The sequence below is a fragment of the Kitasatospora sp. NPDC005856 genome, assembly GCF_040629945.1.
Classification (GTDB): Bacteria; Actinomycetota; Actinomycetes; order Streptomycetales; family Streptomycetaceae; genus Kitasatospora.
In genome coordinates, this window is record NZ_JBEXWT010000002.1 from 194,275 (window position 1) to 217,603 (window position 23,329).

At 74.7% G+C, this 23,329-nt stretch carries 24 protein-coding genes; 13 read left to right on the forward strand and 11 right to left on the reverse strand.

Annotation, left to right across the window (positions count from 1 at the left end; all coding sequences use genetic code 11):
- Positions 1-5 precede the first annotated feature (5 nt).
- Both ABZ449_RS03335 and ABZ449_RS03340 read right to left on the reverse strand, forming a co-directional pair.
- Entirely contained in the window at positions 6-2,156 is a 2,151-nt protein-coding gene (locus tag ABZ449_RS03335) for an AAA family ATPase (RefSeq protein ID WP_360339336.1), read from the reverse strand.
- 322 nt (positions 2,157-2,478) lie between these two features.
- Positions 2,479-3,081 carry a hypothetical protein gene (locus ABZ449_RS03340; RefSeq protein WP_360339483.1) on the reverse strand — a complete coding sequence of 201 codons (603 nt, stop codon included), beginning with the start codon at positions 3,079-3,081 and terminating at the stop codon, positions 2,479-2,481.
- 264 nt (positions 3,082-3,345) lie between these two features.
- On the opposite strand from ABZ449_RS03340, the gene ABZ449_RS03345 reads away from it, so the two are divergent.
- Entirely contained in the window at positions 3,346-4,509 is a 1,164-nt protein-coding gene (locus ABZ449_RS03345; protein WP_360339339.1) for an acyl-CoA dehydrogenase, read from the forward strand.
- 113 nt (positions 4,510-4,622) lie between these two features.
- Here the strand turns inward: ABZ449_RS03345 and ABZ449_RS03350 are convergent, their stop codons facing one another.
- Positions 4,623-5,144: a hypothetical protein gene (locus tag ABZ449_RS03350; RefSeq protein WP_360339342.1), complete on the reverse strand. Its 522-nt coding sequence runs from the start codon at positions 5,142-5,144 to the stop codon at positions 4,623-4,625.
- 229 nt (positions 5,145-5,373) lie between these two features.
- On the opposite strand from ABZ449_RS03350, the gene ABZ449_RS03355 reads away from it, so the two are divergent.
- The 5 genes from ABZ449_RS03355 (at position 5,374) to fxsA (ending at position 10,346) form a co-directional block, all read left to right on the forward strand.
- Positions 5,374-5,814, forward strand: a complete 441-nt coding sequence (locus ABZ449_RS03355; protein WP_045694655.1) for an Lrp/AsnC family transcriptional regulator — start codon at positions 5,374-5,376, stop codon at positions 5,812-5,814.
- A 50-nt stretch (positions 5,815-5,864) separates the two neighbouring features.
- A complete protein-coding gene (locus tag ABZ449_RS03360; protein ID WP_360339345.1) occupies positions 5,865-7,472 on the forward strand; it encodes an amidohydrolase in 1,608 nt (535 codons plus the stop codon).
- A gap of 43 nt (positions 7,473-7,515) precedes the next feature.
- A complete protein-coding gene (locus ABZ449_RS03365; protein WP_360339348.1) occupies positions 7,516-7,968 on the forward strand; it encodes an N-acetyltransferase in 453 nt (150 codons plus the stop codon).
- Positions 7,969-8,064: 96 nt separating this feature from the next.
- A complete protein-coding gene (gene lnt / locus ABZ449_RS03370) occupies positions 8,065-9,711 on the forward strand; it encodes an apolipoprotein N-acyltransferase (protein ID WP_360339351.1) in 1,647 nt (548 codons plus the stop codon).
- A 56-nt stretch (positions 9,712-9,767) separates the two neighbouring features.
- Positions 9,768-10,346 carry an FxsA family membrane protein gene (fxsA, locus tag ABZ449_RS03375; RefSeq protein ID WP_360339354.1) on the forward strand — a complete coding sequence of 193 codons (579 nt, stop codon included), beginning with the start codon at positions 9,768-9,770 and terminating at the stop codon, positions 10,344-10,346.
- Between the two features lie 200 nt (positions 10,347-10,546).
- Here fxsA and ABZ449_RS03380 read toward each other — a convergent pair whose 3' ends face one another.
- From ABZ449_RS03380 to ABZ449_RS03390, 3 genes are all read right to left on the reverse strand, one after another.
- Positions 10,547-10,921 carry an RNA polymerase-binding protein RbpA gene (locus ABZ449_RS03380; protein WP_360339357.1) on the reverse strand — a complete coding sequence of 125 codons (375 nt, stop codon included), beginning with the start codon at positions 10,919-10,921 and terminating at the stop codon, positions 10,547-10,549.
- 322 nt (positions 10,922-11,243) lie between these two features.
- Positions 11,244-12,860 carry a hypothetical protein gene (locus tag ABZ449_RS03385; RefSeq protein ID WP_360339360.1) on the reverse strand — a complete coding sequence of 539 codons (1,617 nt, stop codon included), beginning with the start codon at positions 12,858-12,860 and terminating at the stop codon, positions 11,244-11,246.
- A 110-nt stretch (positions 12,861-12,970) separates the two neighbouring features.
- Positions 12,971-13,165: a hypothetical protein gene (locus ABZ449_RS03390; RefSeq protein WP_360339363.1), complete on the reverse strand. Its 195-nt coding sequence runs from the start codon at positions 13,163-13,165 to the stop codon at positions 12,971-12,973.
- A 398-nt stretch (positions 13,166-13,563) separates the two neighbouring features.
- Here ABZ449_RS03390 and ABZ449_RS03395 point away from each other — a divergent pair, with 398 nt between their 5' ends.
- The 4 genes from ABZ449_RS03395 to ABZ449_RS03410 all read left to right on the forward strand — a co-directional run bounded on the left by ABZ449_RS03395 (position 13,564) and on the right by ABZ449_RS03410 (position 16,294).
- On the forward strand, positions 13,564-13,980 hold the full coding sequence (locus ABZ449_RS03395; RefSeq protein WP_360339366.1) for an ankyrin repeat domain-containing protein: 417 nt from the start codon (positions 13,564-13,566) through the stop codon (positions 13,978-13,980).
- Between the two features lie 24 nt (positions 13,981-14,004).
- Positions 14,005-14,520, forward strand: a complete 516-nt coding sequence (locus ABZ449_RS03400; protein WP_360339369.1) for a GNAT family N-acetyltransferase — start codon at positions 14,005-14,007, stop codon at positions 14,518-14,520.
- A gap of 48 nt (positions 14,521-14,568) precedes the next feature.
- Complete coding sequence (locus ABZ449_RS03405; RefSeq protein ID WP_360339372.1) at positions 14,569-15,684, forward strand: serine hydrolase domain-containing protein; 1,116 nt, start codon at positions 14,569-14,571, stop codon at positions 15,682-15,684.
- 109 nt (positions 15,685-15,793) lie between these two features.
- On the forward strand, positions 15,794-16,294 hold the full coding sequence (locus tag ABZ449_RS03410) for an NUDIX hydrolase (protein ID WP_360339375.1): 501 nt from the start codon (positions 15,794-15,796) through the stop codon (positions 16,292-16,294).
- A gap of 7 nt (positions 16,295-16,301) precedes the next feature.
- Here ABZ449_RS03410 and ABZ449_RS03415 read toward each other — a convergent pair whose 3' ends face one another.
- The 3 genes from ABZ449_RS03415 to ABZ449_RS03425 form a co-directional block, all read right to left on the reverse strand.
- Entirely contained in the window at positions 16,302-16,949 is a 648-nt protein-coding gene (locus tag ABZ449_RS03415) for a vitamin K epoxide reductase family protein (RefSeq protein ID WP_360339378.1), read from the reverse strand.
- Positions 16,950-17,043: 94 nt separating this feature from the next.
- Complete coding sequence (locus tag ABZ449_RS03420; protein ID WP_360339381.1) at positions 17,044-17,856, reverse strand: thioredoxin domain-containing protein; 813 nt, start codon at positions 17,854-17,856, stop codon at positions 17,044-17,046.
- 155 nt (positions 17,857-18,011) lie between these two features.
- Complete coding sequence (locus ABZ449_RS03425) at positions 18,012-18,686, reverse strand: hypothetical protein (RefSeq protein WP_360339384.1); 675 nt, start codon at positions 18,684-18,686, stop codon at positions 18,012-18,014.
- A gap of 202 nt (positions 18,687-18,888) precedes the next feature.
- On the opposite strand from ABZ449_RS03425, the gene ABZ449_RS03430 reads away from it, so the two are divergent.
- Positions 18,889-19,767 (forward strand): CHAD domain-containing protein, encoded by an 879-nt coding sequence (locus ABZ449_RS03430; protein ID WP_360339387.1) that lies wholly within the window; start codon positions 18,889-18,891, stop codon positions 19,765-19,767.
- Between the two features lie 55 nt (positions 19,768-19,822).
- Here the strand turns inward: ABZ449_RS03430 and ABZ449_RS03435 are convergent, their stop codons facing one another.
- Positions 19,823-20,632: a uracil-DNA glycosylase gene (locus tag ABZ449_RS03435; protein WP_360339390.1), complete on the reverse strand. Its 810-nt coding sequence runs from the start codon at positions 20,630-20,632 to the stop codon at positions 19,823-19,825.
- 201 nt (positions 20,633-20,833) lie between these two features.
- Here ABZ449_RS03435 and ABZ449_RS03440 point away from each other — a divergent pair, with 201 nt between their 5' ends.
- The gene (locus ABZ449_RS03440; RefSeq protein WP_360339393.1) at positions 20,834-21,844 is read left to right on the forward strand and encodes a slipin family protein; all 1,011 of its coding nucleotides are present in this window, start codon (positions 20,834-20,836) and stop codon (positions 21,842-21,844) included.
- Positions 21,845-21,923: 79 nt separating this feature from the next.
- On the forward strand, positions 21,924-22,373 hold the full coding sequence (locus ABZ449_RS03445; protein ID WP_360339396.1) for a CBS domain-containing protein: 450 nt from the start codon (positions 21,924-21,926) through the stop codon (positions 22,371-22,373).
- A 65-nt stretch (positions 22,374-22,438) separates the two neighbouring features.
- On the opposite strand, the gene ABZ449_RS03450 is transcribed toward ABZ449_RS03445, so the two are convergent.
- Positions 22,439-23,269 carry an SDR family NAD(P)-dependent oxidoreductase gene (locus ABZ449_RS03450; protein WP_360339399.1) on the reverse strand — a complete coding sequence of 277 codons (831 nt, stop codon included), beginning with the start codon at positions 23,267-23,269 and terminating at the stop codon, positions 22,439-22,441.
- Positions 23,270-23,329: the final 60 nt, after the last annotated feature.

Here is a 23,329-nt window from a genome sequence, read left to right on the forward strand (position 1 = left end):
TGGCCTCAGCCCCGGCCGTCGATCAGCTCCCCGTACGCCTGGACCAGGTCCGGCAGCCGCAGGGTGGCCAGGTCCTCCCGGCCCGGCGGCTCGCGCAGCAGCGACAGCCGCAGGTCCCGGTAGGCACAGGACTTCTCGTACAGGGTGCGGATGAACCGGCCGTTGCCCAGGTCGTCGATCCAGCCCTCGCGGACCACGTGGGTGCAGATGCTGGCGAGTTCCTCGGCGGCGTCCTCGTCCCAGCCGTCGCCGTCCCGGCCCGCCAGCGCGGCGCCGATCGCGGTCAGTTCGCCGGGTCGGTAGCTGGGGAAGTCGACCCGGGTGGTGAAGCGGGAGTTGAGGCCGGGGTTGGTGGCGAGCAGCCGGTTCATGCCCTCGGGGTAGCCGGCCAGGATCACCACCAGCCGGTCGCGGTTGTCCTCGGCGCGCTTGAGCAGCACCTGGAGCGCCTCGTCGCCGTACGCGTCGCCCTTGGTGTAGCCGGAGTTGGAGAGGCTGTACGCCTCGTCGATGAAGAGCACGCCGTCCAGCGCGGAGTCGATCAGCTCGTTCGCCTTCACCGCGGTCTGGCCGAGGAACTCGCCCACCAGGTCGGCGCGTTGGGCCTCCACCAGGTGGTCGCCGGAGAGCAGGCCGAGGGCGTGGAAGACCCGGCCGAGGATGCGGGCCACGGTGGTCTTCCCGGTGCCCGAGGGGCCGGAGAAGACGAAGTGGCGCTTCGGCGGCTGGACGGGCAGGCCCTGCTCGGCCCGCAGTCGCGACATTCTCAACTGCGCCGACAGCGCCCGCACCTGACGCTTGACCGGCTCCAGGCCGACCATCAGCGAGAGTTCGGCCAGGGCCGCGTCCAGCTCCCGCTCGTCGCCACCGGACCGGGGCTCGGGCGCGGCGGCGGTCCGGGGCTGCACCCGGCCGAGGGCCGGCGCCGGCGGTGCGCCGGGGGAGGGCGGCGCGCCCGAGCCGGAGCGCTCCCCGGCGGCCTGCGGTGCGCCGTCGCCCTGGCCGCCGTCCAGCAGGGCGCCACCGGCCAGGGCCCCGTCCGCGGCGGGCCCGTCCATCGGCCCGGCGTCCATCGGTCCGGCGTCCAGCAGTCCCGTGTCCAGCAGTCCCGCGTCCACCGAGGGTCCGCCGCCCGACGGGACGACGTCGGACAGGGCGCCGTTCGACACCCCGTCGCCCGAGACGGTCAGCCCGCTCGGCCCGCCCGCGTCCGCGAACTCCTCGCCGTACCCGGGCAGTCCGGCGAACCCGGCCTCGTCCGGGAACCCGGTGTCGGCTCCGGGACCGCCCGGTGCGGCGGCGTCGGCCGAACCCGGGCGCCCGCCCGTCGGCAGTCCGTCCGCGAACCCGTCCGCGAGGCCGTCCACGAGTCCGTCCGCGAGCGCGTCGTCGGCCGCTATGGCCGCCAGCCGGGCCGCGGTGTCCATGAACGCCGGGTCCGCCCGGTGCACCGCCCGGTAGAGCGGCAGCGCCGCCGCGCTGCGTCCGGCCCCGTCATAGGCCCGCGCGAGCCAGTACCGCAGCTCCTTGCGCTGGGGCTGCTCGGAGCGGCAGCGGGCCAGCGAGGCGGCCAGCGGGGCCTGGGCCTGGGCGCACATGTCCAGGCGCACCCGCGCCATGCCGGCGAACAGCCCGGCCTCGATGCCGAGCAGCGGGTCGTCCAGCAGGCGGTCGGTGTCCCGGATCAGCTGCTCCCAGTCCTTGAGCAGGTAGGAGCGGCAGGCGTACAGGAAGCGGGCGCAGGGGTCCTCGGCGGGCGCCGGGCACTGTTCCAACGCCCGGTCCAGCTCGGCCAGATGGCGGCCGTCGAGCCAGTGCGAGGCGTGCGCCAGCGCGAGGTCGCGGGCGTCCTCCAGCACCGGTTGCACCCACCAGCCCAGCCAGTACCAGGAACTGAGTGGCCGTCGGTGCAGCCGTCGCTGTTCGCCGAAGCGTTTCTGGTGTCGGTGCATGGCCAGCAGCGCGGCCGAGGTGTCGCTGCGCAGCGCGTGCAGTCCGAGCCAGGCGTCGGCCATGCCCGGGTCCAGCCGGACGGCGGCCCGGAACTCCTCCTCGGCCCGGGTGTACGCACCGGCCGTGTAGGCGTCCATGGCGCGCAGCCAGGCGCGGTCGGCGAGCCGGTCCGGCCCGCCCGCCGTGCTGTCGGAACTGTCCACCGTCGTCACTCACGCCCCCCGCGGTGCGGCCCGGGGCTCGACCGGCGAGTCGCCTGCGCCCAGCCCGGCCGGTGGTCGTCGACCCCTGCGGCGCATATGCGCCTGTCGGGAATCGTACCGGCGCGGAGCTGATCCGGAAGGGTGCCGTACAGGGTCAAATGTGATCGTGCGGACGGCCGTTGAGCGGCCGGGCGAGGAAACGCGCCGCCGGGGAGCGAGTTTCGGAAGGGGACCGGACGGCGCCCCCGGCTCACGGGGGAACAAGCCGGGGGCGCCGGGTCCGAGGCAACCGGAAGCATGTATTCCGGTGGCTGAGGAGAACCTAGATCCTGGCGATGCCGCAGGTCAAGGCAGTGGTTGAAGATTCACCGACGGTGCCCGGGGCGATCCGGCCGGTCACCCCGTCGACCCGCGTCGCGGCGAACGGACGGCTCGGATCGGCGGCGAAATGCGCCGATTCGGCCCGGGCCCAGCCCGCCCAGAACTCGGCCAGTTCCGGACCGTCCCGCTCCTCGCCGCGCCGCCGGGCCGCAGCGGCGTCCAGCTCCATCCAGATCACCCGGGCCAGCCGCGGCCGCACCGCCCGCCGGCCCGCGCCGACCCCCTCGACCAGCACCACCGGGGCGGCCGGCACCGCGGCCGTGCCCGCGAAGCGGCGCAGCGTCCAGTCGTACACCCGGTACTCGGCGTCCCGTCCGGCCGCCAGCGGCTCCAGCACCTGCTCGTACAGGCGCCCGGTCCACTCGAACGGCTCGCGGTGGGTGGCCAGGTCGTCGAGGTGGACCACCGGGGCCCCGCCGAGCGCCGCCGCCAGCCGCCCGGCGAAGGTGGTCTTGCCGGAGCCCGCGTGCCCGTCCACCGCGACCAGCCGCACCGGCCCGCAGGAGGGTGCCAGTGTGCGCAGCTCCGCCGCGAGCGCGGTCAGCCGGGCGTCCGGAGCGGTCCGGAGCGGGGACGGAAGAGGTTCGGATGCAGCCACAACGTCAACCCTACGGTGCCGTAGCCCGCCACTGCGGACAGTTCATCTGTGCAGGTCGTGACGGCAGCGCGGGTTTCGGGCATACTCGCCTTCGCCACGACTGTGAACGGCCGTTCACCGCAACCCGGTGCCGGTCGGTCCGACAAGCCGCACCCCGCCGGGACAGCCGACACCTCGGTCCGGCGCCCGAACGAGGAGGCGACCACCGCCATGACCCCCTCCCCTGTGAAAGCCGTGGAGCGCCAGCTGCCCAGCGAGGAGGCCCGCGAGCTGCTGAGCCTCACCCGGGACCTGGTCCAGCACGAGCTCCAGCCGCGCGCGGCGGAGGACGAGGCCGCCGACCGCTTCCCGCGGGACGTCTTCCGCACCCTCGGCGAGGCCGGCCTGCTCTCCCTCCCGTACGACGAGAAGTACGGCGGCGGCGAACAGCCCTACGAGGTGTACCTGCAGGTGCTGGAGGAGCTCGCGGCCGGCTGGCTGGCCGTCGGCCTCGGCGTCAGCGTGCACACCCTCTCCTGCCACGCGCTGGCCACCTTCGGCACCGACGAGCAGCGCGACAGGTGGCTGCCCGCCATGCTCTCCGGCGAGCAGCTCGGCGCCTACTGCCTCTCCGAGCCGCAGTCCGGCTCCGACGCGGCCGCGCTGCGCACCCGCGCGGACCTCGACGGCGACGCGTACGTGGTGAACGGCACCAAGGCCTGGATCACCCACGGCGGCCAGGCCGACTTCTACAGCGCCCTGGTGCGCACCGGCGTGGACGGCCCCAAGGGCATCAGCTGCCTGCTCGTCCCCGGCAACCAGCAGGGCCTGTCCGCGGCCCCGCCGGAGCACAAGATGGGCATGCGCTCCTCGCCGACCGCACAGCTGCACTTCGACGGTGTGCGGGTCCCGCGCGAGCGGCTGATCGGCGAGGAGGGGCAGGGCTTCCAGATCGCCCTGGCCGCGCTGGACTCCGGCCGCCTCGGCATCGCCGCCTGCGCCATAGGCGTCGCCCAGGCCGCGCTCGACCTCGCGGTCGACTACGCCCGCACCCGGCGCCAGTTCGGCCGCCCGATCGCCGACTTCCAGGGCCTGTCCTTCATGCTCGCCGACATGGCCACCCAGATCGAGGCCGGCCGCTCGCTCTACCTGTCCGCCGCCCGGCTGCGGGACGCCGGCCGGCCGTTCTCCAAGGAGGCGGCGATGGCCAAGCTGTTCTGCACCGACACGGTGATGCGGGTGACCACCGACGCCGTCCAGGTGCTCGGCGGCTACGGCTACACCCAGGACTTCCCGGCCGAGCGCTACATGCGCGAGGCCAAGGTGCTGCAGATCGTCGAGGGCACCAACCAGATCCAGCGCCTGGTGATCGGCCGCCACCTCACGAAGGGCTGACCCGCCCCGGGGGCCGCCCGGCGTCCATCCGCCCGGCGGCCCCGGCCTCCACACGGCCTCCGGCCGTCACTCCAGGGTGCGGAGTGACGGCCGGAGGCGTTCCGGGCGGAGGGTCAGCTCGCCTTGGCGGCGCGGCCGGCCAGCGCCGGACGACGGCGGCGCTGCTCCGGGATCGCGGACCGCAGCGCCGCGACGGTCGGGACGGCGGGCGCCACCGGGGCGGCCTGGGGGACCGCGGTGAGCCGTACCGGGCGGTGCGCGACGGCGTGCGAGAACGGCTGGGTGCGCCAGTCCAGCCCGCTCGGGAGCTTGAACAGGGCCTCGAAGCCGGTCGGCTCGGCGTCCTCCGGGGCCTCGACCTCGGCCAGGCCGTCCGTCGGCGTGCCCGAACCCGGGCAGATCGCGGGGGCGAAGGGGTTCCAGGCGGTCGGCAGCAGTGCGTGCTGCGGCAGCCGCTCCTCGTCCGCCACCAGAGCGATCGGGCGGCGGCACTCGGGGCAGTCGACCCGGAAGACGTCCCAGATCTCCGCCTCGCCGGGGTCGGCACCAGGCAGGTGGTCGACCGCGAGGTCCTCGTGGTCGACCGTATCGTCGGTCTCGTCGGAGCCCAGCGCACGCTGGTCGGTAGCAGGCATGAGGATCCCCCTAGGATCGGGCCCGGCGTGGTCGTCCAGGGCCACAACCAGCACTTCCCTGTGATCCGGACTCATAATCCTGCGGTCCCGTGCACCGTGATGCACCGGGTGTGTCCTTGGCCACATCCGGTGCCACATTCACCCGGCATGTGCCCGCCCGGCACCTGCGAACCCTCCCCGTGCCACCGCGTGCGCCCCCCGTGCTCCCGACCGGGTAGGTTTGCGCACTGTGGAGGATCTCGACCAACGCATCGTCCAGCTGCTCCTCGAGGACGGCCGGATGAGCTACACGGACCTGGGCAAGGCCACCGGCCTGTCCACCTCGGCGGTGCACCAGCGGGTGCGCCGCCTCGAACAGCGCGGGGTGATCCGCGGCTACACCGCGATCATCGACCCCGACGCCGTCGACCTGGCGCTGACCGCGTTCATCTCGGTCAAGCCCTTCGACCCGAGCGCCCCGGACGACACCCCCGAGCGGCTGGCCGGCCTGCCCGAGATCGAGGCCTGTCACAGCGTCGCCGGCGACGAGAACTACATCCTCAAGGTCCGCGTCGGCGCCCCCGGCGACCTGGAGGACCTGCTCGCGCGCATCCGCAGCGCCGCCGGCGTCTCCACCCGCACCACCGTCGTGCTGTCCACCCCGTACGAGGCGCGCCCCCCGAAGCTCTGAACCGCGGGCCGGTCCGCGCGGCGGAACCGGTGACGTGCAGACTTGTCGGCATGACCGAACGCACTCCACGAACCGTCCTGCTGCGCGGCGGCGCCGTCTACAGCCCCGCCGACCCCTTCGCCACCGCGATGCTCGTGGAGGGCGGGCATGTCGCCTGGGTCGGCAGCGACGGCGCCGCCGAGGCGTACGCCGCGACCGCCGACGAGATCGTCGAGCTGGACGGCGCCCTGGTCACCCCCGCCTTCGTGGACGCCCACGTGCACGCCACCGCCACCGGCCTGGCGCTCACCGGCCTCGACCTCACCGGCAGCCCCTCGCTGGCCGCCGCCCTGGCCGCCGTCACCGCGTTCGTCGAGGCCCGGACCGAGCCCGGCGGGGTGCTGATCGGCCACGGCTGGGACGAGACCGGCTGGCCCGAGGGCCGCCCGCCCACGCTCGCCGAACTCGACGCCGCCGCCCGCGGCGCCGCGCTCTACCTCTCCCGCACCGACGTGCACTCCGCGCTCGCCACCACCGCGCTGCGCACCCTCACCGAGGGCCTGGCCGAGGCGCCCGGATTCGACCCCGAGGGCCCGCTCACCAAGGACGCCCACCACGCCGTCCGGCAGACCGCGCTGGCCCGCCTCACCCCCGAGCAGCGCCGCCGGGCCCAGCGCGCCACCCTGGCCCGTGCCGCCGAACTCGGCATCGGCGCCCTGCACGAGTGCGCCGGCCCGGAGATCTCCTCGGAGGCGGACCTGGCCGCCCTGCTGGCGCTGGCCGCCGAGGGCGAGGGTCCCGAAGTCTTCGGCTACTGGGGCGAGTCGGGCGGAGTCGAGACCGCCCGCCGGCTCGGTGCGGTGGGCGCCGGCGGCGACCTCTTCGTGGACGGCGCGCTCGGCTCGCACACCGCCTGCCTGCACGCCCCGTACGAGGACGCCGAGCACACCGGCACCGCCTACCTGACCTCCGAGCAGGTCGCCGACCACGTCGCCGCCTGCACCGAGGCGGGGCTCCAGGCCGGGTTCCACGCCATCGGCGACGCGGCGGTCGCGGCCGTCCTGGACGGCGTCCGGGCAGCCGGCGCCCGGGTCGGCGCCGACCGGGTCAGGGCCCTGCGCCACCGCGTCGAGCACGCCGAGGCGCTGGACGACAAGGCCGTCGCCGCCTTCGCCGAACTCGGCCTCACCGCCTCCGTCCAGCCCGCCTTCGACGCCGCCTGGGGCGGCCCGGAGGGCATGTACGTCCATCGCCTGGGCGCCGAGCGGGCGGCCGCCCTCAACCCCTTCGCCGCGCTGCTGCGGGCCGGCGTCCCGCTGGCCTTCGGCTCGGACGCCCCGGTCACCCCGCTCGACCCCTGGGGCACCGTCCGCGCGGCGGCCTTCCACCGGACGCTGGACCACCGGATCTCGGTCCGCGCCGCGTTCACCGCCCACACCCGCGGCGGCTGGCGAGCGATCGGCCGCGACCAGGACGGCGTGCTCGTCCCCGGCGCCGTCGCCAGCTACGCGATCTGGGCGGCCGGCGACCTCGTCGTCCAGGCCCCCGACTCCCGGGTGGCCGGCTGGTCCACCGACCCGCGCTCCGGCACCCCCGGGCTGCCCGACCTCACCCCGGGCCACCCGCTGCCGACCTGCCTGCGCACCGTGGTCCGCGGCCGCACGGTGTACCAGCGGTAAAACCCGTGGAACGGCGGGCCGCCGCGGCCTAGGTTGACCGACCATGACCGCACTGGTGCCCGCCGACTTCACCGTCCCGCGCGAACTGCTCGCCCCGGAGTTCCGCCTGGAGCCCCTGGGCGAGCAGCACAACGCCTCCGACCACGCCGCCTGGACGAACAGCATTCCCCACATCCGCGCCACCCCCGGCTGGGTCGGCCGGGGTTGGCCGCCCGCCGACGGGATGCCCCTGGAGCGGAACCTCGACGACCTGCGCCGCCACGCCGCCGACTTCGAGGCCCGCACCGGTTTCACCTACACCGTCCTGGAACCGGACCGCGACGAGGTCATCGGCTGCGTCTACGTCTACCCGGACCGCGAGGACCCGTCCGTGGCCTCGGTCAGCTCCTGGGTCCGGGCCGACCGCGCCCACCTGGACGCGCCGCTGCACCGCGCCGTCTCCGACTGGCTCGCCGGCCACTGGCCGCTGCGGCAGTTCCGCTACGCCCCGCGCTGACCCCGCCACCACCCTCACCGCACGGGCCACCGACGTTCCGGGGTACCTTCTTTCGCACAGCGTCCGAACAGCAAGCCCCAGGAAGATGGTGCGCCGGTGGCCACTCCCGTCACCCAGGAACGGCCCGAGGCCGTGCCCGAGCCGCAGGAGCCGGCGCCCCGACCGAGCCGTGGAGCCCGCGCGCTCGCCAAGGTCCGCGCCGGGCTTCCCCGTACCGGCCTCGCCGTCCTGGCCGGCCTGCTGCTGGCCCTCGCCTTCCCGCCGTACGACCTGTGGCCGCTGTCGCTGCTCGGCGTCGCCGCGCTCTCGCTGCTCACCCGTGGCCGCACCTTCCGCCAGGGCCTGTGGACCGGCTTCGCCTTCGGCCTGCCGTTCTTCCTGATGCTGCTCAGCTGGCTGCGGGTGGTCGGCTGGGACGCCACGATCGGCCTGTCCGTCGTGGAGGCGCTGTTCCTGGCCCTGCTCGGCGGCGCCCTGGCCGTCACCTCCCGGCTGCCCGGCGCGCCGCTCTGGGCGGCCTGCCTGTGGGTCACCCAGGAGTGGGCCCGCGACCGGCTGCCGCTCGGCGGCTTCCCCTGGGGCCGGCTCGCCTTCGCCAACACCGCCACCCCGTTCACCCCGCTGGCCGCGCTCGGCGGCGCGCCGCTGGTGACCTTCGCGGTCGCCCTCTGCGGCGCCCTGCTGGCCTGGGCCGCCCTGCGGGTGCGCGGGCCCGGCAGGGCCCCGAAGGCGGCCGCGCTGGCGGCGCTCGGCGCGGTGGCCGCGCTGCTGGCCGGCTACCTCGTCCCGGTGCCCACGGCCGCCGACGACACCGTCAAGGTCGCCATCGTCCAGGGCAACGTGCCCAACCCGGGCATGGACTTCCTGGGCCGCCCGATGATGGTCCTCAACAACCACGCCTCGGCCACCGAGCGGCTCGCCGCCGACATCAGGGCCGGCAAGGTCGAGCGGCCCGACATCGTGATCTGGCCGGAGAACTCCTCCGACCTCGACCCGTTCAGCGATCCGCTGGCCCGCCAGCGGATCGACCAGGCGGTCAAGGCGGTCGGCGTGCCCACCCTGGTCGGCACCCTGGTGGACGGCCCGGACGCGCAGCACGTCCAGAACGAGGGCATCGTCTGGGACCCGGTCACCGGCCCCGGCGCCTCCTACACCAAGCAGCACCCCGTCCCGTTCGGCGAGTACGTGCCCTTCCGCGCCCAGCTGATGAAGGTGATCACCCGCCTCCAGCGGGTCGCCCGGGACTTCTACCCCGGCGACCACAACGGCGTGATGCAGCTCGGCCCGGCCAGGATCGGCGACGTGATCTGCTTCGAGGTCGCGTACGACGAGATCGTCCGCGACACCGTGGACAGCGGTGCCCGGGTGCTGGTCGTCCAGACCAACAACGCGACGTACGCCAAGACCGGACAGCCCGAGCAGCAACTGGCGATGAGCCGGCTGCGGGCCGTCGAGCACGGCCGGGCGGTGCTGATCGCCGCCACCAGTGGCATCAGCGCGGTGATCGCCCCGGACGGCACCGTCCAGCAGCGCACCGAGGAGCTGACCGCGGCCGAGCTGTCGGCCACCGTCCCGCTGCGCGACGGCACCACGGTGGCCGACGAGGTCGGCGCCGCCCCGGAGTGGACGCTGGCCGTCGGCGGCCTGCTGGCCTGCGGCGCGGCGGTGCTGGTCGGACGGCGCCGGAAGGCCTCGGCTGGAACACCGGCCGGGGCGGAATCGTTGGACCAGGTGGTGCCGTAGCCGGCCCGGACCTCCCGTGCGGCGCGCAGAGCACCGCCTTGGAGTGGATTCGTACCGTGACCCAGCAAGCTACCCCCACCCGTCCGGCCCCGCGTAGCAGGCTCCGCCGGGTGCTGCCGCTGCTGATCACCGCCTGGCTGGTGCTGGAGATCTGGCTGCTGGTCCAGGTCGGCTCTTGGCTGGGCGGCTTCACCGTCGTGCTGCTGCTGATCGCGGGCGCCCTGATCGGCGGCTCGCTGATCAAGCGGGCCGGGTTGAAGGCGCTGTCGGCGGCGATCGAGCAGAGCAAGAACCCGCAGTCCCAGCAGCCGCAGACCGGCACCAGCATGACCGTGCTGGCCGGCCTGCTGCTGATCGTCCCCGGCTTCCTGTCGGACCTGCTGGCCCTGACCCTGCTCTTCCCGCCCACCCGGGCGCTGTGGCGGGCGCTCGGGCGCCGGGTCGCGGAGAAGGCGCTGCGCAGTGCCTCCGTGGCCGGCGCCGACCCGTTCGCGGACGCGATGCGGCTCCAGGAGCAGCTGCGCATCCACCGCCCGGACGGCAAGGTGATCCAGGGCGAGGTGGTGGACCCGGAGGCCGGCCCGCGCGGCCCGCAGGGCCCCGACACCACCTACCGCCCGCCGATCGCCGGCTGACCGGCCCGTCACGACGAGAGCCCCCGAGGCGCGGAGGACCCGCCCCTCGGGGGCTCGTCGCGCGTAGGGCGCGGGACGGGACGGTGCGCGGAACGCGGACCCGTGTGCGGAACCTGCCGGACGACGCCCGACAACGCGAAAGGGACCCTGGTGGCCAGGGTCCCTTTTCGCGTCCTCCCGCTCGGGGCGGGAGCGAGGTGTCAGGCGCTCTTGCGGGTGTCCCGCGGGTGCACCGCGAGGTTCATCCCACCGGAGCGGAGCACGGCCAGCCGTTCGGCCAGCACCTCCTCCAGCTCCTCGCGCGTACGGCGCTCCATCAGCATGTCCCAATGGGTGCGCGTCGGCTTGGTCTTCTTCTCTTCCGGCTCGTCACCGTCGAGAAGCACCGCCTCCTGGCCGCAGAAGCGGCATTCCCAGGTCGCGGGGATCTCCGCCTCGACCGAGAAAGGAACCTCGAAACGGTGTCCGTTCTGACATGCGTACTCGACGGTCTGGCGGGGAGCCAGATCGATACCACGGTCGGTCTCGTAGCTAGTGGCCCCGAGTCGCGTGCCGCGGAGAGCTCGCTCGCTCATGAATCGTGCCTCCCGGGCTTATGGCCCACAGGACTAGTGGTCGCTGTTCTTCGTCGTTCGGTCAACGCTCGGCTTCCGACGAAGATTCCCGTCCCGGGACATGCGTCGTCTGTAGTGCCGTCCCTGTTTGTACCCACCTGCGCCCGATTTGTCACATCTGGCCGGCGATATCGCCCCAGGTGTCACCTATTTCACATCTGGTGATCCTGCGGACTTTCCGTGACGAGCGTACCGGGACGGGATTCGGCGCCGGGCGTCGACCCCTGCCCGGGAGCCGGCGGACCGGCCGGGAAGCCGGCCCGGAGGCGGCCCGGCCCCGCCGTCAGGAGATCGGCCGTGAACGGATCATCGGCTCGCCCTTGGCCAGGTCGACCGGACGGCCCGGCGCGTCCTGATCGGCCGCGGGCACCACCGGCGGGCGGTCCGGCCGGGGCGGAACGGCCGCGGCCGTCTCGGTGCGGGTGTCCCGGTGCGGCAGCAGGGCGATCACCGCGTCCCGCAGCGGGGCCGGCGCCTCGTCGTCCAGCGGATCGACGGTGGCGGGCACCTGGAGCCGGACGGGGGCGCCGTTGCCGATCCGGGCGTAGCCGCGCCCGATCGGGGCGTGGGCGGCGGGCACGATGTCCAGCGGCGCGCCGAGCGCCTCGCGGCCCTCGTCCGGGCAGGCCGGGCCGAGCACCACGCGGGCCCGGGTGGTGGCCCGGACGGTGGGGGTGATCCGGTCCCTGGCCTCCAGGTCGTCGGCGATCACCACGGTGACCCGGGCGGCCCGGCCGTGCCGCAGCGGGAGCTCCAGCAGGTCCTGCGGGTCGGGGCGGCCCTCGGCCCGGGCGAGTTCGCTCAGTTCGGTCGGGTGGTCCAGCAGCAGCCACAGCGGCCGGGTGACGTCCTCGGGCGGGGCGGTTCCCGCGTGCCGGGCGGCGTTGAGCGCGCCGAGCCGGCGCTCGGTCTCGCCGACGGCCCAGTCCAGGGCGGCCAGCGCGCCGTGCAGGCTGGTCTCCACGGTGTGCACGCCGGGCCGGTTCACCAGGCAGGCGTGCTCGCCGGTGCCCGCGCCGTCGACCACCACCAGGTCGGCGTACGGGAGGGCCTGGAGCGCCACCGAGCGCAGCAGGCTGGAGGTGCCGTAGCCGGTGACGCCGAGCGCCAGCAGGTGGGGTTCGGCGGAGCGCGGGCCGGTGCGCCAGACCACCGGCGGCTGCTGGACGGTGGTGCCGCACCGGGTGACCGGGATGGTCCTCGCGGTGCCGTCCTGGTCGGTGAAGCCCAGCACGATCTCGCCGGGGGCCGCCACGAATCGCTGGGCGGCGATGTCGGTGGGCAGCGGGGCGAGCGCGGTGATCCGCAGCCGGTTGGACTCCTCGTCCCAGTCGAAGCGGTACTCGCGGGCCCGGCCGGCCTTGCCCTGGACGACCTGCTCGATCCGGGCCCGGGCGGCGGGCTCGGTGTCGGTGAAGTAGGCGGGGTAGGTCATCTCCAGCCGGGAGAGCCGGCCCTCGCCGTCGAAGTCCCACGCGCCGAAGGCGTCCTTGTAGCTGCCCTCGAAGCGGTAGAGCGGGTTGGCGTCCTCGGGGCCGCAGAGGTAGGGGGTGAGCGCCGCGTAGAGGGCGGCGAGCTTGACGTCGGCGACGTCCGGGGCGGGCGCCGCGGGCGCCGCCCTGGGGGCCCGGCCGGCCCAGGCGGCGCTGGCCATCAGCGCGATCAGGGCGAACAGCAGACCGTGCGGCAGCAGGTAGACGCCGATCAGCAGGGCGGCGGTCAGGAACAGCGTCGGCCCGCGGCGGTCCTTCGGGGTGGCCTGCCAGCGGGACTTGGCCCAGTCGACGTGGTGGCGCAGGCCGCGGCCGATCACGGAGAGCGGGGCGAACATGTCGGTGGCGTGGTCCCCGGCGGTCCGGGCGATCGCGCGGCCCTTGGTGAGGTGGCGGTGGAGCGGCATTCCTTGACTCCCCGGGCGGTGGGACGGGTGGGGTGGCGCGGGTGGGGAACGACGGGGCCCGGGGCGGTGGGATCCGCGCCCGGGCCGGTACGGGGGAGAGCGGGGTGCGGTCAGAACCTGATGCCGCTGAGCAGGCTGGCGAGGCTCGCGCCGCCCGCGGTGATGCTCGGTGCGATCGAGGAGCCCGCGATGTAGAAGCCGAAGAGGGCGCAGACGATGGCGTGGGAGACCTTTAGTCCGTCCCGGCGGAAGAAGAGAAAGCCGATGGTGCCGAACAGGACGATGCCGGAAATCGAGAGGATCACGTTCCGCTCCTCGGGAAGGGGGGACAAGCGGGGGTGTTACGGAAAGTGCACTCATCGTGACAAAAAGTAATAGATGATGGAACGGTGCAAATGGGTGGTTCTGCCGCCAATACCGTTCCGACCGCCGGGTGGCGGTATGCGAACCGGCCGGGGTGGGGGCGGGGCGCGGACGGGATTCGATGTGCCGAGGCATTCCCGGGCGGGGGGCGGGAAGTTTCCGGGGGGTCCGGGAAGTTCGCTCGGATGGCTGCGCAACGCGCGCGGCCGCGTGTCGTGGCGGGCGCGGGCCGTCATCCGGATTCCGGACGCCCGCTGGTCCGCCGCGGCACCGGCCGCTACCGTGCCCTGGGCGCAGCCCCGAGACCGACCGACGATCCGACCGGAAAGGCCGCCCTCCCATGACCGACGCCGCCAGCCAGCAGCCCGCCGACGCCCCCGACGCCGAGGTGGTCGCGCTCGCCGGGAAGCTCTTCGACGCCGCCCGTGCCGGGGAGACCGAGACCCTCTCCGCCTACCTGGACGCCGGTGCCCCGGCCGACCTCACCAACGGCCGCGGCGACAGCCTGGTCATGCTCGCCGCCTACCACGGCCACGCCGCCACCGTGGCGGAGCTGCTGCGCCACGGCGCCGACCCGAACCGCGTCAACGACCACGGGCAGACCCCGCTGGCGGGCGCCGTCTTCAAGGGCGCCACCGATGTGCTCGACGTCCTGCTGGCCGGCGGCGCCGACCCGCGGGCCGGCACCCCGAGCGCCGTGGACGCCGCCCGGATGTTCGGCAAGGACGACCTGGTCGCCCGGTTCGAGGTCGGCTGAGCCGGGATCGTAGGCTTTTCAGCCATGAGCACCAGCACCGTCCGGGACACCGGCACCGTCGAGTTCCGCGTCACCGGCTACGCCCACCCCGACGCCCAGACCCTGGCGGCGGAGGTGCAGCAGGAGTACGTGCGCCGCTACGGCGGCCCGGACGAGACCGTCCTGCACCCGGAGGACTTCGAGGCGCCGGCCGGCCTGTTCATGATCGCCTACCTGGACGGCCGTCCGGTCGCCTGCGGCGGCTGGCGGGCCAAGCAGGCCGGCCCGGACGGCCTGCGCGACGGCGACGCCGAGCTGAAGCGGATGTTCGTGATACCCGCGGCCCGCGGCCGCGGCCTGGCCCGCGCGGTGCTGGGCCGCCTGGAGCGGACCGCGATCGAGGCCGGGCGCGCCCGCTTCGTCCTGGAGACCGGCACCGAGCAGCCCGAGGCCATCGCGCTGTACGCGTCCGAGGGCTACGCCGCGATCCGGAAGTTCGGCATCTACAAGGACCACGAGCAGAGCATCTGCCTCGGCAAGGAGCTGGCTCCGGCGGTCTGAGCGGCCGCCGCGCGGGGAAGGCTCCCGTCGGCCCGAGAGGGGAGACGGATGAGCCATCGAGCACCCGGAGCCGACGTGCCGGACGCACCGGACGCACCGGAAGCGCCCGGAGCCGGCCGGCTCCCCGCCCTGGCCGCGCCGGGCGGGGAGCTGGACCGGCTGGTCCGGGACGGCGCGCACACAGTCGGAGCGGGCGCCGTCTGGGCCGTCGGCGACGCCGGCGGCACGCTCGGCGGCGGCAGTCACGGAGCGCTCGGTCAGGGGCGGTACGCGCGGCTGCGGCCCGGGCCGGACACGCTGTACGACCTCGCGAGCCTCACCAAGGTCGTCGCGCTCTGGCCCTGCGCCGGGGTGCTGCGGCAGTCCGGGCGGCTCCCGCTGGACGAGCCGCTCGGCCGCTGGTGGGCGCCGGCCGCCGGCCGCCCCGCCGCAGCGGTGACGGCCCGTCAACTCCTCGCCCACACGGCGGGGATGCTCCCGTACACCCGCTTCGAGCAGCTCTACGGGCGCGATCCCGCGGCGATCCGGGCCGGGGTCCTCGCCGCCCCGCTGCACCGCCCGCCGGGCACCGCCGTCGAGTACACCGACCGCGCCGCCGTCCTGCTCGCCTACCTGGTCGAGGACCTCGGCGGGGCGCCGCTGGACGAGCTCGCCGCGCGCTGGGCCTGGCGGCCGCTCGGCATGACCGACACCCGGTACGGCCCGCTCGACGCCGCGCTCCTCGCCCGCACCGCGCCCACCGAGTACGAGGAGGGTGCCGGCACCCACCTGCGCGGTGTCGTCCACGACCCCTCCGCCCGGCTGCTCGGCGGGGTCTCCGGCAACGCCGGGGCCTTCTCCACCGCCCGTGACCTCGCCCGCTTCCTCACCGCGCTGCTCGCCCCGCCGCCCCGGGTGCGCTGGGGCGAGCCGTGGATCGACGAATCGCTGCGCGAGCACACCGGCGGCCTCGCCCCGGCCCGCGGCCTGTCCTGGCTGCACGCCCCCGGCACCGAGCCGGCCGAGGGCACCTTCGTCCACTACGGCTTCACCGGCACCGGCTTCTGGGTCTCCCGCAGGCTCGGCCGCTGGGCCCTGCTGCTGACCAACAAGGTGCACTACGACCGGGGAATCCGGCAGCTCACCGATCTGCGCAACGCCTTCCGGCGGGCCGTGTTCGGGTAGCCGCCGCCTGTCGGCACTCATTCGGGTGGATTAGCCGCGAACCGCCGCCTCCGGGGCCGCGGTCGCGGCAGAGTGACCGCGAGGACGGGCACCCGGCGGAGGAGGCGCGATGACGGACACCTGGGCACTCTCGGAGGAGGAGTGGCTCGCCGGAATGGTGCGCGCCTACGTCGGGTGCAGCGTGCTGCTCACCGACGGAGCGGGCAAGGTCCTGCTGCTGAAGGCCAGTTACCGTGACCAGTGGCAGTTCCCCGGCGGCGGGATGGACCCGGGGGAGGGGCCCGCCGAGTGCGCGGCCCGCGAACTGTTCGAGGAGACGGGGCTGTTGGCCGGTCCGCTGCGGCTGCTCGTCGTGGAGTGGCGGGACGCGATCCCCGACCAGGGCGAACACGCCCACCCCGCCGTGCAGTTCATGTTCGACGGCGGGACGGTCGCACCGGGGTCGGTGGTCCGGGCACAGATCGAGGAGATCGCCGACCACGGCTACTTCACCCCGGCCCGGGCGGCCGTCCTGCTGCAGCCCGGTGCGGCGCGTCGGCTCACCGCGGCCCTGGAGGCCCGGCGGACCGGCGCCGCCGCACTGCTGCACTCGGACGGGTACGTGGGGTGACGCGTGCTCAGAGGAGCGTGCTCCAGTAGTACCAGAACCGGTTGAGGACCAGCAGGGCGATCACCGCCGCCCACAGCACCGGCAGCGCCCAGTGGTAGCGCGCCGCCTCCCGGACGGCCACCGCCGCCCGCGGGCCCACCGGGATCACGCCGGTGCGCAGGTTGTGCAGCGTCGTGTACCAGAACAGCACCACCACCGTGGCCCACACCACCATGCAGTACGGGCACAGCGCGCCGATGTCGTACAGCGCCTGGTAGATCAGCCAGTGCGCGAACACCACGCCCAGCGCGGTGCCCGCGTTCAGGCCCAGCCAGAACCAGCGCCGGTAGGCGGCACCGGCGAGCAGGCCCGCGCCGATCGCCGTCAGCGCGCCGAAGGCGGCCAGGCCGAGCAGCGGGTTCGGGAAGCCGAAGACCTCCGCCTGCTCGGTGCGCATCACCGAGCCGCAGCTGATCACCGGGTTGATGTTGCAGCTGGGGATGTAGGAGGGGTTCTCCAGGATGCGGAGCTTGTCGAAGGTCAGGACGGCCGAGGCGGCCAGTCCGACCAGCCCGCCGAGGAACAGCAGCAGGGCGTAGGCCCGGCTCGCGCCGACCGGGGCCCGGCCGGCTTCGTCGGGGGCGGAGCGGGACAGGGGCATCGTTGCAGCGGACATGGCAGCACACTCCGGTGGCTGGCTGGGAGGAGCCGGCCCGGCCGGGAGTTCGGCCGGGCCGGGTGGTGCCGTGCGGTGCGGGGGAGCCGGGCGCCTACCGGAGGCCGGCGGCCTGCTTCACCTGCGCGGTGAACTGCTCGGCCGGGACGGCGGCGTTGCCGGCGAACAGGGTGATCTGCTTGCCGTCCACCTTGACGGTCGGCGTGCCGGTGACGTCGCTCTTGTTGAACTCCTCGTTGACCTTGGCCGCCCACGGGGCGTAGGTGCCGTCCTGGACGGCCTTGACGAAGGCGTCGGTCTTCAGGCCGGGCACCTGGCCGGCCAGGTCCAGGATGTGGTTGACGTCGCCGAAACCGTCCTCGCGCTCGTCCGGCTGGTTGGCGTACAGCACGTCGTGGAACGCCTTGAACTTGTCCGTGCCCTCGTTCAGCGCGGCGCCGACCGCGGCCAGCGCGGTGCGCGAGCCCTTGCCGCCGAGGTTCTTGTCCAGGAAGGCCGCCAGGTGGAACTCCACCTTGATCTGGCCGTCCTCGGTGAGCTTCTTGACGGTCTCGCCGTTGGCCGCCTCGAAGTGCTTGCAGACCGGGCAGCGGAAGTCCTCGTAGATCGCCATGGTGTGCGGGGCGTCGGCCTTGCCGTAGGTGATCACGGTGCCGTTGGTGCCGCTCGCGTTGGCCGGCACGACCAGCGACGCCGCACCGGCGGCGGAGGACTTGTCGTTCTTGTCGGAGGCCGAGTTGATCGCGACGGCGACACCGCCCGCGAGGGCCAGTACGGCGACGGCGGAGACCGTCACGACGATCCGCTGACGGCGCCTGGCGGCCTGCTGCTCCCGGCGCTTCGCCTCCTGCATCCGCTCACGGGCGGTGATGCGCTTGGCCTGCTGCTTGCTGGGGGCCTGAGCCATGGGGAAGTCAACTCCTGTACGCGGCGCGCGGGTGCGCGCGGGAAGCCGCAGCGGGTGCGGCGGGGTCGGTGAACGCGGGAGTCGTGCGCACTGCCTGCGGGCGTACCGGGGCCGTCCGGCCGGGTACGTACGAGGTGATCGGAGGGGGTCGGCGATCAGCAGGCAGGCGCGAAGGCGGGCGGGCCGCGGCGGGGCGCCGGGCTCAGCACCACGTCCTCGCGGCGCGGCCGGGCGCGGTCCGACACCGGCAGCGGCACCCGCAGCACCGGACGGACCGGGGCCGGGATCAGCAGGACGACCAGGGCGTGCAGCGGGCCGGCCAGCGACTCGCGCAGCGCGCACAGCGCTCGGGCCAGGCCGGACAGGGCGGCATCGCCCATCCGCAGCCAGGCCGAGGCGGCCAGGGCGATCACCAGGTGCACCAGGAGGAGCAGCAGCTGGGTCGCGGCGGGGGCCAGCTGACCGGCGTGGCCCAGCGGGCCGCTCAGCAGCGAGCCGTCCACCGAACCGCCGCCACAGACCAGCAGGTTCACCCCGCGGGCGGGCACCTGACCGGTCAGCACCGGCGAGCAGCCGGCCTGGCCCAGGTTGAAGGTCGTGTTGAGCAGCAGCTCGACCGGCACCATCACGCCGCAGATGTGCAGCATCCGCCGCTCCCCGCCGGCCAGTACGGCCGCGACCAGGAAGACGACGGCACCGGCCGAGGCCACCAGCGACAGCGGCAGCGGACGGCCCGTGATGACGACCTGGCCCAGGGCGGCCATCGGCACGGCGAGCGCGGTGAACACCGCGGCCCGCAGGGCCCTGGTCGCATGGGAGGAGGTCGTCACGCTCCGGAGTATGTCATGGCGCTCGTGTCCGGCACGAGGGCCCGTAGGTCCCTGGTGCGGCTGACGCGCGCTCAGTAGTCTGCGGGGTTCCCGTCCCGGCCGCCCGCGGGGTCGTGCGCCCGGGTGCCGCGGGCTCGCCATCGGCCGCCCGCGGATTAGCCTGGAAGGCGTTCCCGCTGACCCGACGAGGGGGCGAGCGTCCATGGCGAAACCCGAGACCACGGTGGGGCAGGTGCTGCTGGCCCGGATCGAGACGCAGGCGGCGGAACTGGCCGGCCTGGACGACGCCGTCCGGACGGACGAGCCGGACGCCGTGCACCGGATGCGGGTCGCCTGCCGACGGCTGCGCAGCGCGCTGCGGACCTTCCGGCGGCTGTTCACCCCCGGCGCCACCGACGAACTGGTCGCCGAGCTGCGCTGGCTGGGCGCCGCCCTCGGCGGGGCCCGGGACCGCGAGGTGCTGACCGCACGGCTGGCCGCCGAGGCCCGCGAGCTGCCCGCAGCGTGCGGGCCGCAGCGGGTCGCCGCCGCGCTGGAGCGGTGGGGTGCGGCCGAGTACCGGCGGATCCGGCCCGAGGTGGTCGCCGCGCTCGACAGCCCACGCCGCCGGGCGCTCGGCGACGCCCTCGCCGTCCTCCTCGCCGACCCGCCGCTGCGCCCGCGCGCCGGCCGCAGCGCCGTCCCGGAGCTCTCCCGGATCGCCGCCCGCGAGCAGCACCGCACCGCCGAGCGCGTCCGCACGGCCCTCGGCGCCGCCCCCGGGGAGCGGAGCGTCGCCCTCCACGAGGCCCGCAAGGCGGCCAAGCGCGCCCGCTACGCCGGGGAGACCGCCGCCCTGGCGGTCGGCGCCCGGGCCGAGCGCTACGCCCGGCGGATGAAGGCCGTCCAGGACGTGCTGGGCGAGCACCAGGACGCCGTGGTCGCCGCGAGCACCCTGGCCGAGCACGCGGCGGGCGGTGGCGAGCCCTTCGGCTACGGCGTCCTGTACGGGCGCCAGCTGGCCACCGAGGAGGCGGCCCGGCGACGGCTGCCGGACGTCTGGCGGCGGGCGGGAAGGAGGAAGCTCTCCCGGTTCGGGTAGCGGTCGAGGCTTGCGGCCGGCGGCTTCGGCGGGGGCGGCTTCGGCGCGGGTGGCTTCAGCGCGGGTGAAGTCCCGCCGAGCGGGCCGCCTCGCGCAGCAGGTCCCGGAGCATCGCGGTGGTCAGCCGGCCGGTGTTCGTGTTGCGCGGGCTCACGTGGTAGCAGCCGTACATCCGCAGGTCCGGGCCGCCGTCGCGGGCCGGGAAGACGGCCCGGGCGGCGTGGCCGAAGGCCGGGCGGGGGCGGGGGACCTGCCAGCCGGCGTCCGCGATCACCGGCAGCATCGCCTGCCAGGCGAAGCCGCCGAGGGCGACGACGGTGCGCACGGTGGGGCGCATCAGCTCCAGCTCCCGGGTGATCCAGGGTCGGCAGGTGTCGCGTTCGGCCGTGCTGGGCTTGTTGTCCGGCGGGGCGCAGCGGACCGGGTCGGTGATCCGGACGCCGAACAGCTCCAGGCCGTCGCCGTGGCGGACGGACTCGGGGCGGTTGGCGAGCCCGAGCTCGTACAGGGCGGCGTAGAGCAGGTCGCCGGAGGGGTCGCCGGTGAAGATCCGGCCGGTGCGGTTGGCGCCGTGGGCGGCCGGGGCGAGGCCGACCAGGACCAGCGGGGCGTCCGGCGGCCCGAAGCCGGGGACGGGGCGGGCCCAGTAGTCCCAGTCCCGGTAGGCGCGGCGCTTGGTCCGGGCGGTCTCCTCGCGCCACTCCACCAGGCGCGGGCAGGCCCGGCAGTCGGTGACGACGCGGTCCAGCGCGGCGAGCGCGCCGGCCCGGCGGGCGGCCTCGGCGGGATGGCGGGGGTCCTCGGGGTCGTCGGCGGGGCCGCCGGAAGGGTCGTCGGAGGGGGAGGACGGGGCCACGGTCGGCATGGTCGAGATCCTAGGGGCTCCCGGGCGTTCGCTCCGGGTGCCCGGGTGCCCGGGTGCCGGGGTGCCGGGGCTCCGGAACGTTCGGTCCGGCGCGGACCGGGCAGGCGTAGCGTGGAATCAGTTGCTCCGGCGGTCCCCGGCCGGTCAGGGTCGGCGGAGGCCGGACGCGCCGGTGTGCGCGCAGGCCGCGAGGAGGCCGCCATGATCGTCGAGTCGGTGCTGGGGGCCCTCGGGGCACTCGCCGGGCTGGGGGCGATCTGGGCGAGCCTGAGCATCAGGGTCGTCCAGCAGTTCCAGAAGGGCGTGGTCTTCCGCTTCGGGAAGGTGCGCGACGAGGTGCGCGATCCGGGGCTGGTGGCGCTGCTGCCGATCGCGGACCGGCTGCACAAGGTGAACGTGCAGATCGTGACGATGCCGATCCCGGCGCAGGAGGGCATCACCCGGGACAACGTGACCGTGCGGGTGGACGCGGTGGTCTACTTCCGGGTGGTGGACCCGGTGAAGGCCACCGTCAACGTGCAGGACTACAACTTCGCGATCTCCCAGGTCGCGCAGACCTCGCTGCGCTCGATCATCGGCAAGAGCGAGCTGGACGACCTGCTGGCCAACCGGGAACCGATCAACCAGGGGCTCGAGTTGATGATCGACAGCCCGGCACTGGGCTGGGGCATCGAGATCGACCGGGTGGAGATCAAGGACGTCGCGCTGCCGGAGTCGATGAAGCGCTCGATCGCCCGGCAGGCCGAGGCCGAGCGGGAGCGGCGGGCCCGGATCATCACGGCGGACGGTGAGTACCAGGCCTCGGAGCGGCTGTCGGAGGCCGCGGCGGTGATGAGCGCGACCCCGACCGCGCTCCAACTGCGGCTGCTGCAGACCGTGGTGGAGGTGGCCGCGGAGAAGAACTCGACGCTGGTGCTGCCCTTCCCGGTGGAGCTGCTGCGCTTCCTGGACAGCGCGACGGAGGTCCAGCAGCGGAACCTGTTGACGGCCGCCGCGACCGCGGTCGGGGCGAAGGCCGCGGAGGAGGCGGTGGAGAGCGGAGAGGTCTCGGAGGAGGAGCTCGAACCGGGGCAGCCCAGGCACGAACTCAAGCCCCTGGAGGAGGTGTTGGAGAAGTCGCCGCTGGGCCGTCCGGACTCGCCGGACGGACGGGTCGAGCAGGACGACCGGGCCGAGCGGGGCAGCCGCACGGGCCCGGACGGCGACGGCTGAGGCGCCGGCCCCGGTGGCGTCGGCCATCGGCCCGGACCACGATGGACGGGGGAAGGGAAGCCAGGTCAGGAGGCGGACCATGACCAGAGCCAGCGACATCATGCACCCGGGCGCGGAGTGCATCCGCGAGCACGAGACGCTCGCGGCCGCCGCCCGGATCATGCGGGATCGCCACGTGGGGGCCCTGCCCATCTGCGGGCCGGGCGACAAACTGCTGGGGATCGTGACCGACCGCGACATCGTGCTGCGCTGCGTCGCCGAGGGCCGTGACCCGGCGTCGGTGACGGCGGGCGAGCTGGCGCAGGGGCGGCCGATGACGGTGGAGGCGGACGAGGACTGCGAGCAGGTGCTGCGGGTGATGGAGCAGTACCAGGTGCGCCGGCTGCCGGTGATCAACCACCCCGAGCACAAGCTGGTCGGCATGATCAGCGAGGCGGACATCGCGCGCGGCATGCCGCAGGCGCGGGTCGCCGAGTTCGTCTCGGCGGTCTGCGCGGAGGAGGCGCCCGCGGGGGCCGCCCAGGGCTGACACCGCCGTGCGCACACGGCCGCGGCCCCGCCCCCTGACGGGCGGGGACCGCGGTCGTGCCCGGGTCAGGCGGCCGGGGCGGTGGGGCCGTGCGCCTCCGTCGACAGCTCCGCCCACTCCTCCCAGGTGGCGAGCCGGTCGGCGTAGACCTGCCGCAGCATCGGGTGGCCCTGGGAACCGAAGAACACCCGCAACGGCGGCCGCTCGGTGTCGACGAGCCGCAGCAGTGCCCGGCCGGCGGCGGCCGGGTCGCCGGTGTCGAGCGTCCCGGCCTGGGCGGCGAAGGCGTCGCGCAGCCCGTCGTACCGCGGGTCGGCCTCGGCGTGCACGGCGGAGGCGATCGCGTCGGTGGCGTAGCTGCCGGGCTCCACCACGGTGACCTTGACGCCGAACCCGGCGACCTCCTGGGCGAGCGCCTCGCTCAGGCCCTCCAGCGCCCACTTGGAGGCGCAGTACCCGCCGCCGAGCGGGAACGCGGCGAGGCCGGCGACCGAGGAGATCTGGACGATGTGCCCGGAGCCCTGGGCGCGCAGCAGCGGCAGCGCGGCCTGGACGACCCGCAGCGGGCCGAACAGGTTGGTGTCCAGCTGGTCGCGCAGCTGCCGCTCGGAGAGTTCCTCGACGGCCCCGGACAGGCCGTAGCCGGCGTTGTTGACGACGACGTCGAGCCGGCCGAAGTGCTGGTGGGCCCGCAGGACGGCGCGGTGCACGGCCGCCCGGTCGGCGACGTCCAGCGGGAGCGGGAGCACCGCGTCCCCGTGGGCGGCGACCAGTTCGGCGAGCTGCCCGGTGTTTCGGGCGGTCGCGGCCACCCGGTCGCCGCGGGACAGGGCCGCCGAGACGAAGGCGCGGCCGAGGCCGCGGGACGAACCGGTGACGAACCAGACCTTGCTCATGTTTTCCGCTCCACTGTGTCCGATGACCTGGTGGCATGTAGACACCGTCGGGCGTGCGGA

Coding starts and splice junctions, on each gene's coding strand:
- ABZ449_RS03415 (WP_360339378.1), bottom strand. CDS start 16,949: ATGTCCGCTGCAACGATGCCCCTGTCCCGCTCCGCCCCCGACGAAGCC.
- ABZ449_RS03450 (WP_360339399.1), bottom strand. CDS start 23,269: ATGAGCAAGGTCTGGTTCGTCACCGGTTCGTCCCGCGGCCTCGGCCGC.
- ABZ449_RS03395 (WP_360339366.1), top strand. CDS start 13,564: ATGACCGACGCCGCCAGCCAGCAGCCCGCCGACGCCCCCGACGCCGAG.
- ABZ449_RS03435 (WP_360339390.1), bottom strand. CDS start 20,632: ATGCCGACCGTGGCCCCGTCCTCCCCCTCCGACGACCCTTCCGGCGGC.
- ABZ449_RS03360 (WP_360339345.1), top strand. CDS start 5,865: ATGACCGAACGCACTCCACGAACCGTCCTGCTGCGCGGCGGCGCCGTC.
- ABZ449_RS03405 (WP_360339372.1), top strand. CDS start 14,569: ATGAGCCATCGAGCACCCGGAGCCGACGTGCCGGACGCACCGGACGCA.
- ABZ449_RS03410 (WP_360339375.1), top strand. CDS start 15,794: ATGACGGACACCTGGGCACTCTCGGAGGAGGAGTGGCTCGCCGGAATG.
- ABZ449_RS03365 (WP_360339348.1), top strand. CDS start 7,516: ATGACCGCACTGGTGCCCGCCGACTTCACCGTCCCGCGCGAACTGCTC.
- ABZ449_RS03420 (WP_360339381.1), bottom strand. CDS start 17,856: ATGGCTCAGGCCCCCAGCAAGCAGCAGGCCAAGCGCATCACCGCCCGT.
- ABZ449_RS03440 (WP_360339393.1), top strand. CDS start 20,834: ATGATCGTCGAGTCGGTGCTGGGGGCCCTCGGGGCACTCGCCGGGCTG.
- ABZ449_RS03385 (WP_360339360.1), bottom strand. CDS start 12,860: ATGCCGCTCCACCGCCACCTCACCAAGGGCCGCGCGATCGCCCGGACC.
- ABZ449_RS03445 (WP_360339396.1), top strand. CDS start 21,924: ATGACCAGAGCCAGCGACATCATGCACCCGGGCGCGGAGTGCATCCGC.
- ABZ449_RS03400 (WP_360339369.1), top strand. CDS start 14,005: ATGAGCACCAGCACCGTCCGGGACACCGGCACCGTCGAGTTCCGCGTC.
- ABZ449_RS03350 (WP_360339342.1), bottom strand. CDS start 5,144: ATGCCTGCTACCGACCAGCGTGCGCTGGGCTCCGACGAGACCGACGAT.
- ABZ449_RS03430 (WP_360339387.1), top strand. CDS start 18,889: ATGGCGAAACCCGAGACCACGGTGGGGCAGGTGCTGCTGGCCCGGATC.
- ABZ449_RS03380 (WP_360339357.1), bottom strand. CDS start 10,921: ATGAGCGAGCGAGCTCTCCGCGGCACGCGACTCGGGGCCACTAGCTAC.
- ABZ449_RS03345 (WP_360339339.1), top strand. CDS start 3,346: ATGACCCCCTCCCCTGTGAAAGCCGTGGAGCGCCAGCTGCCCAGCGAG.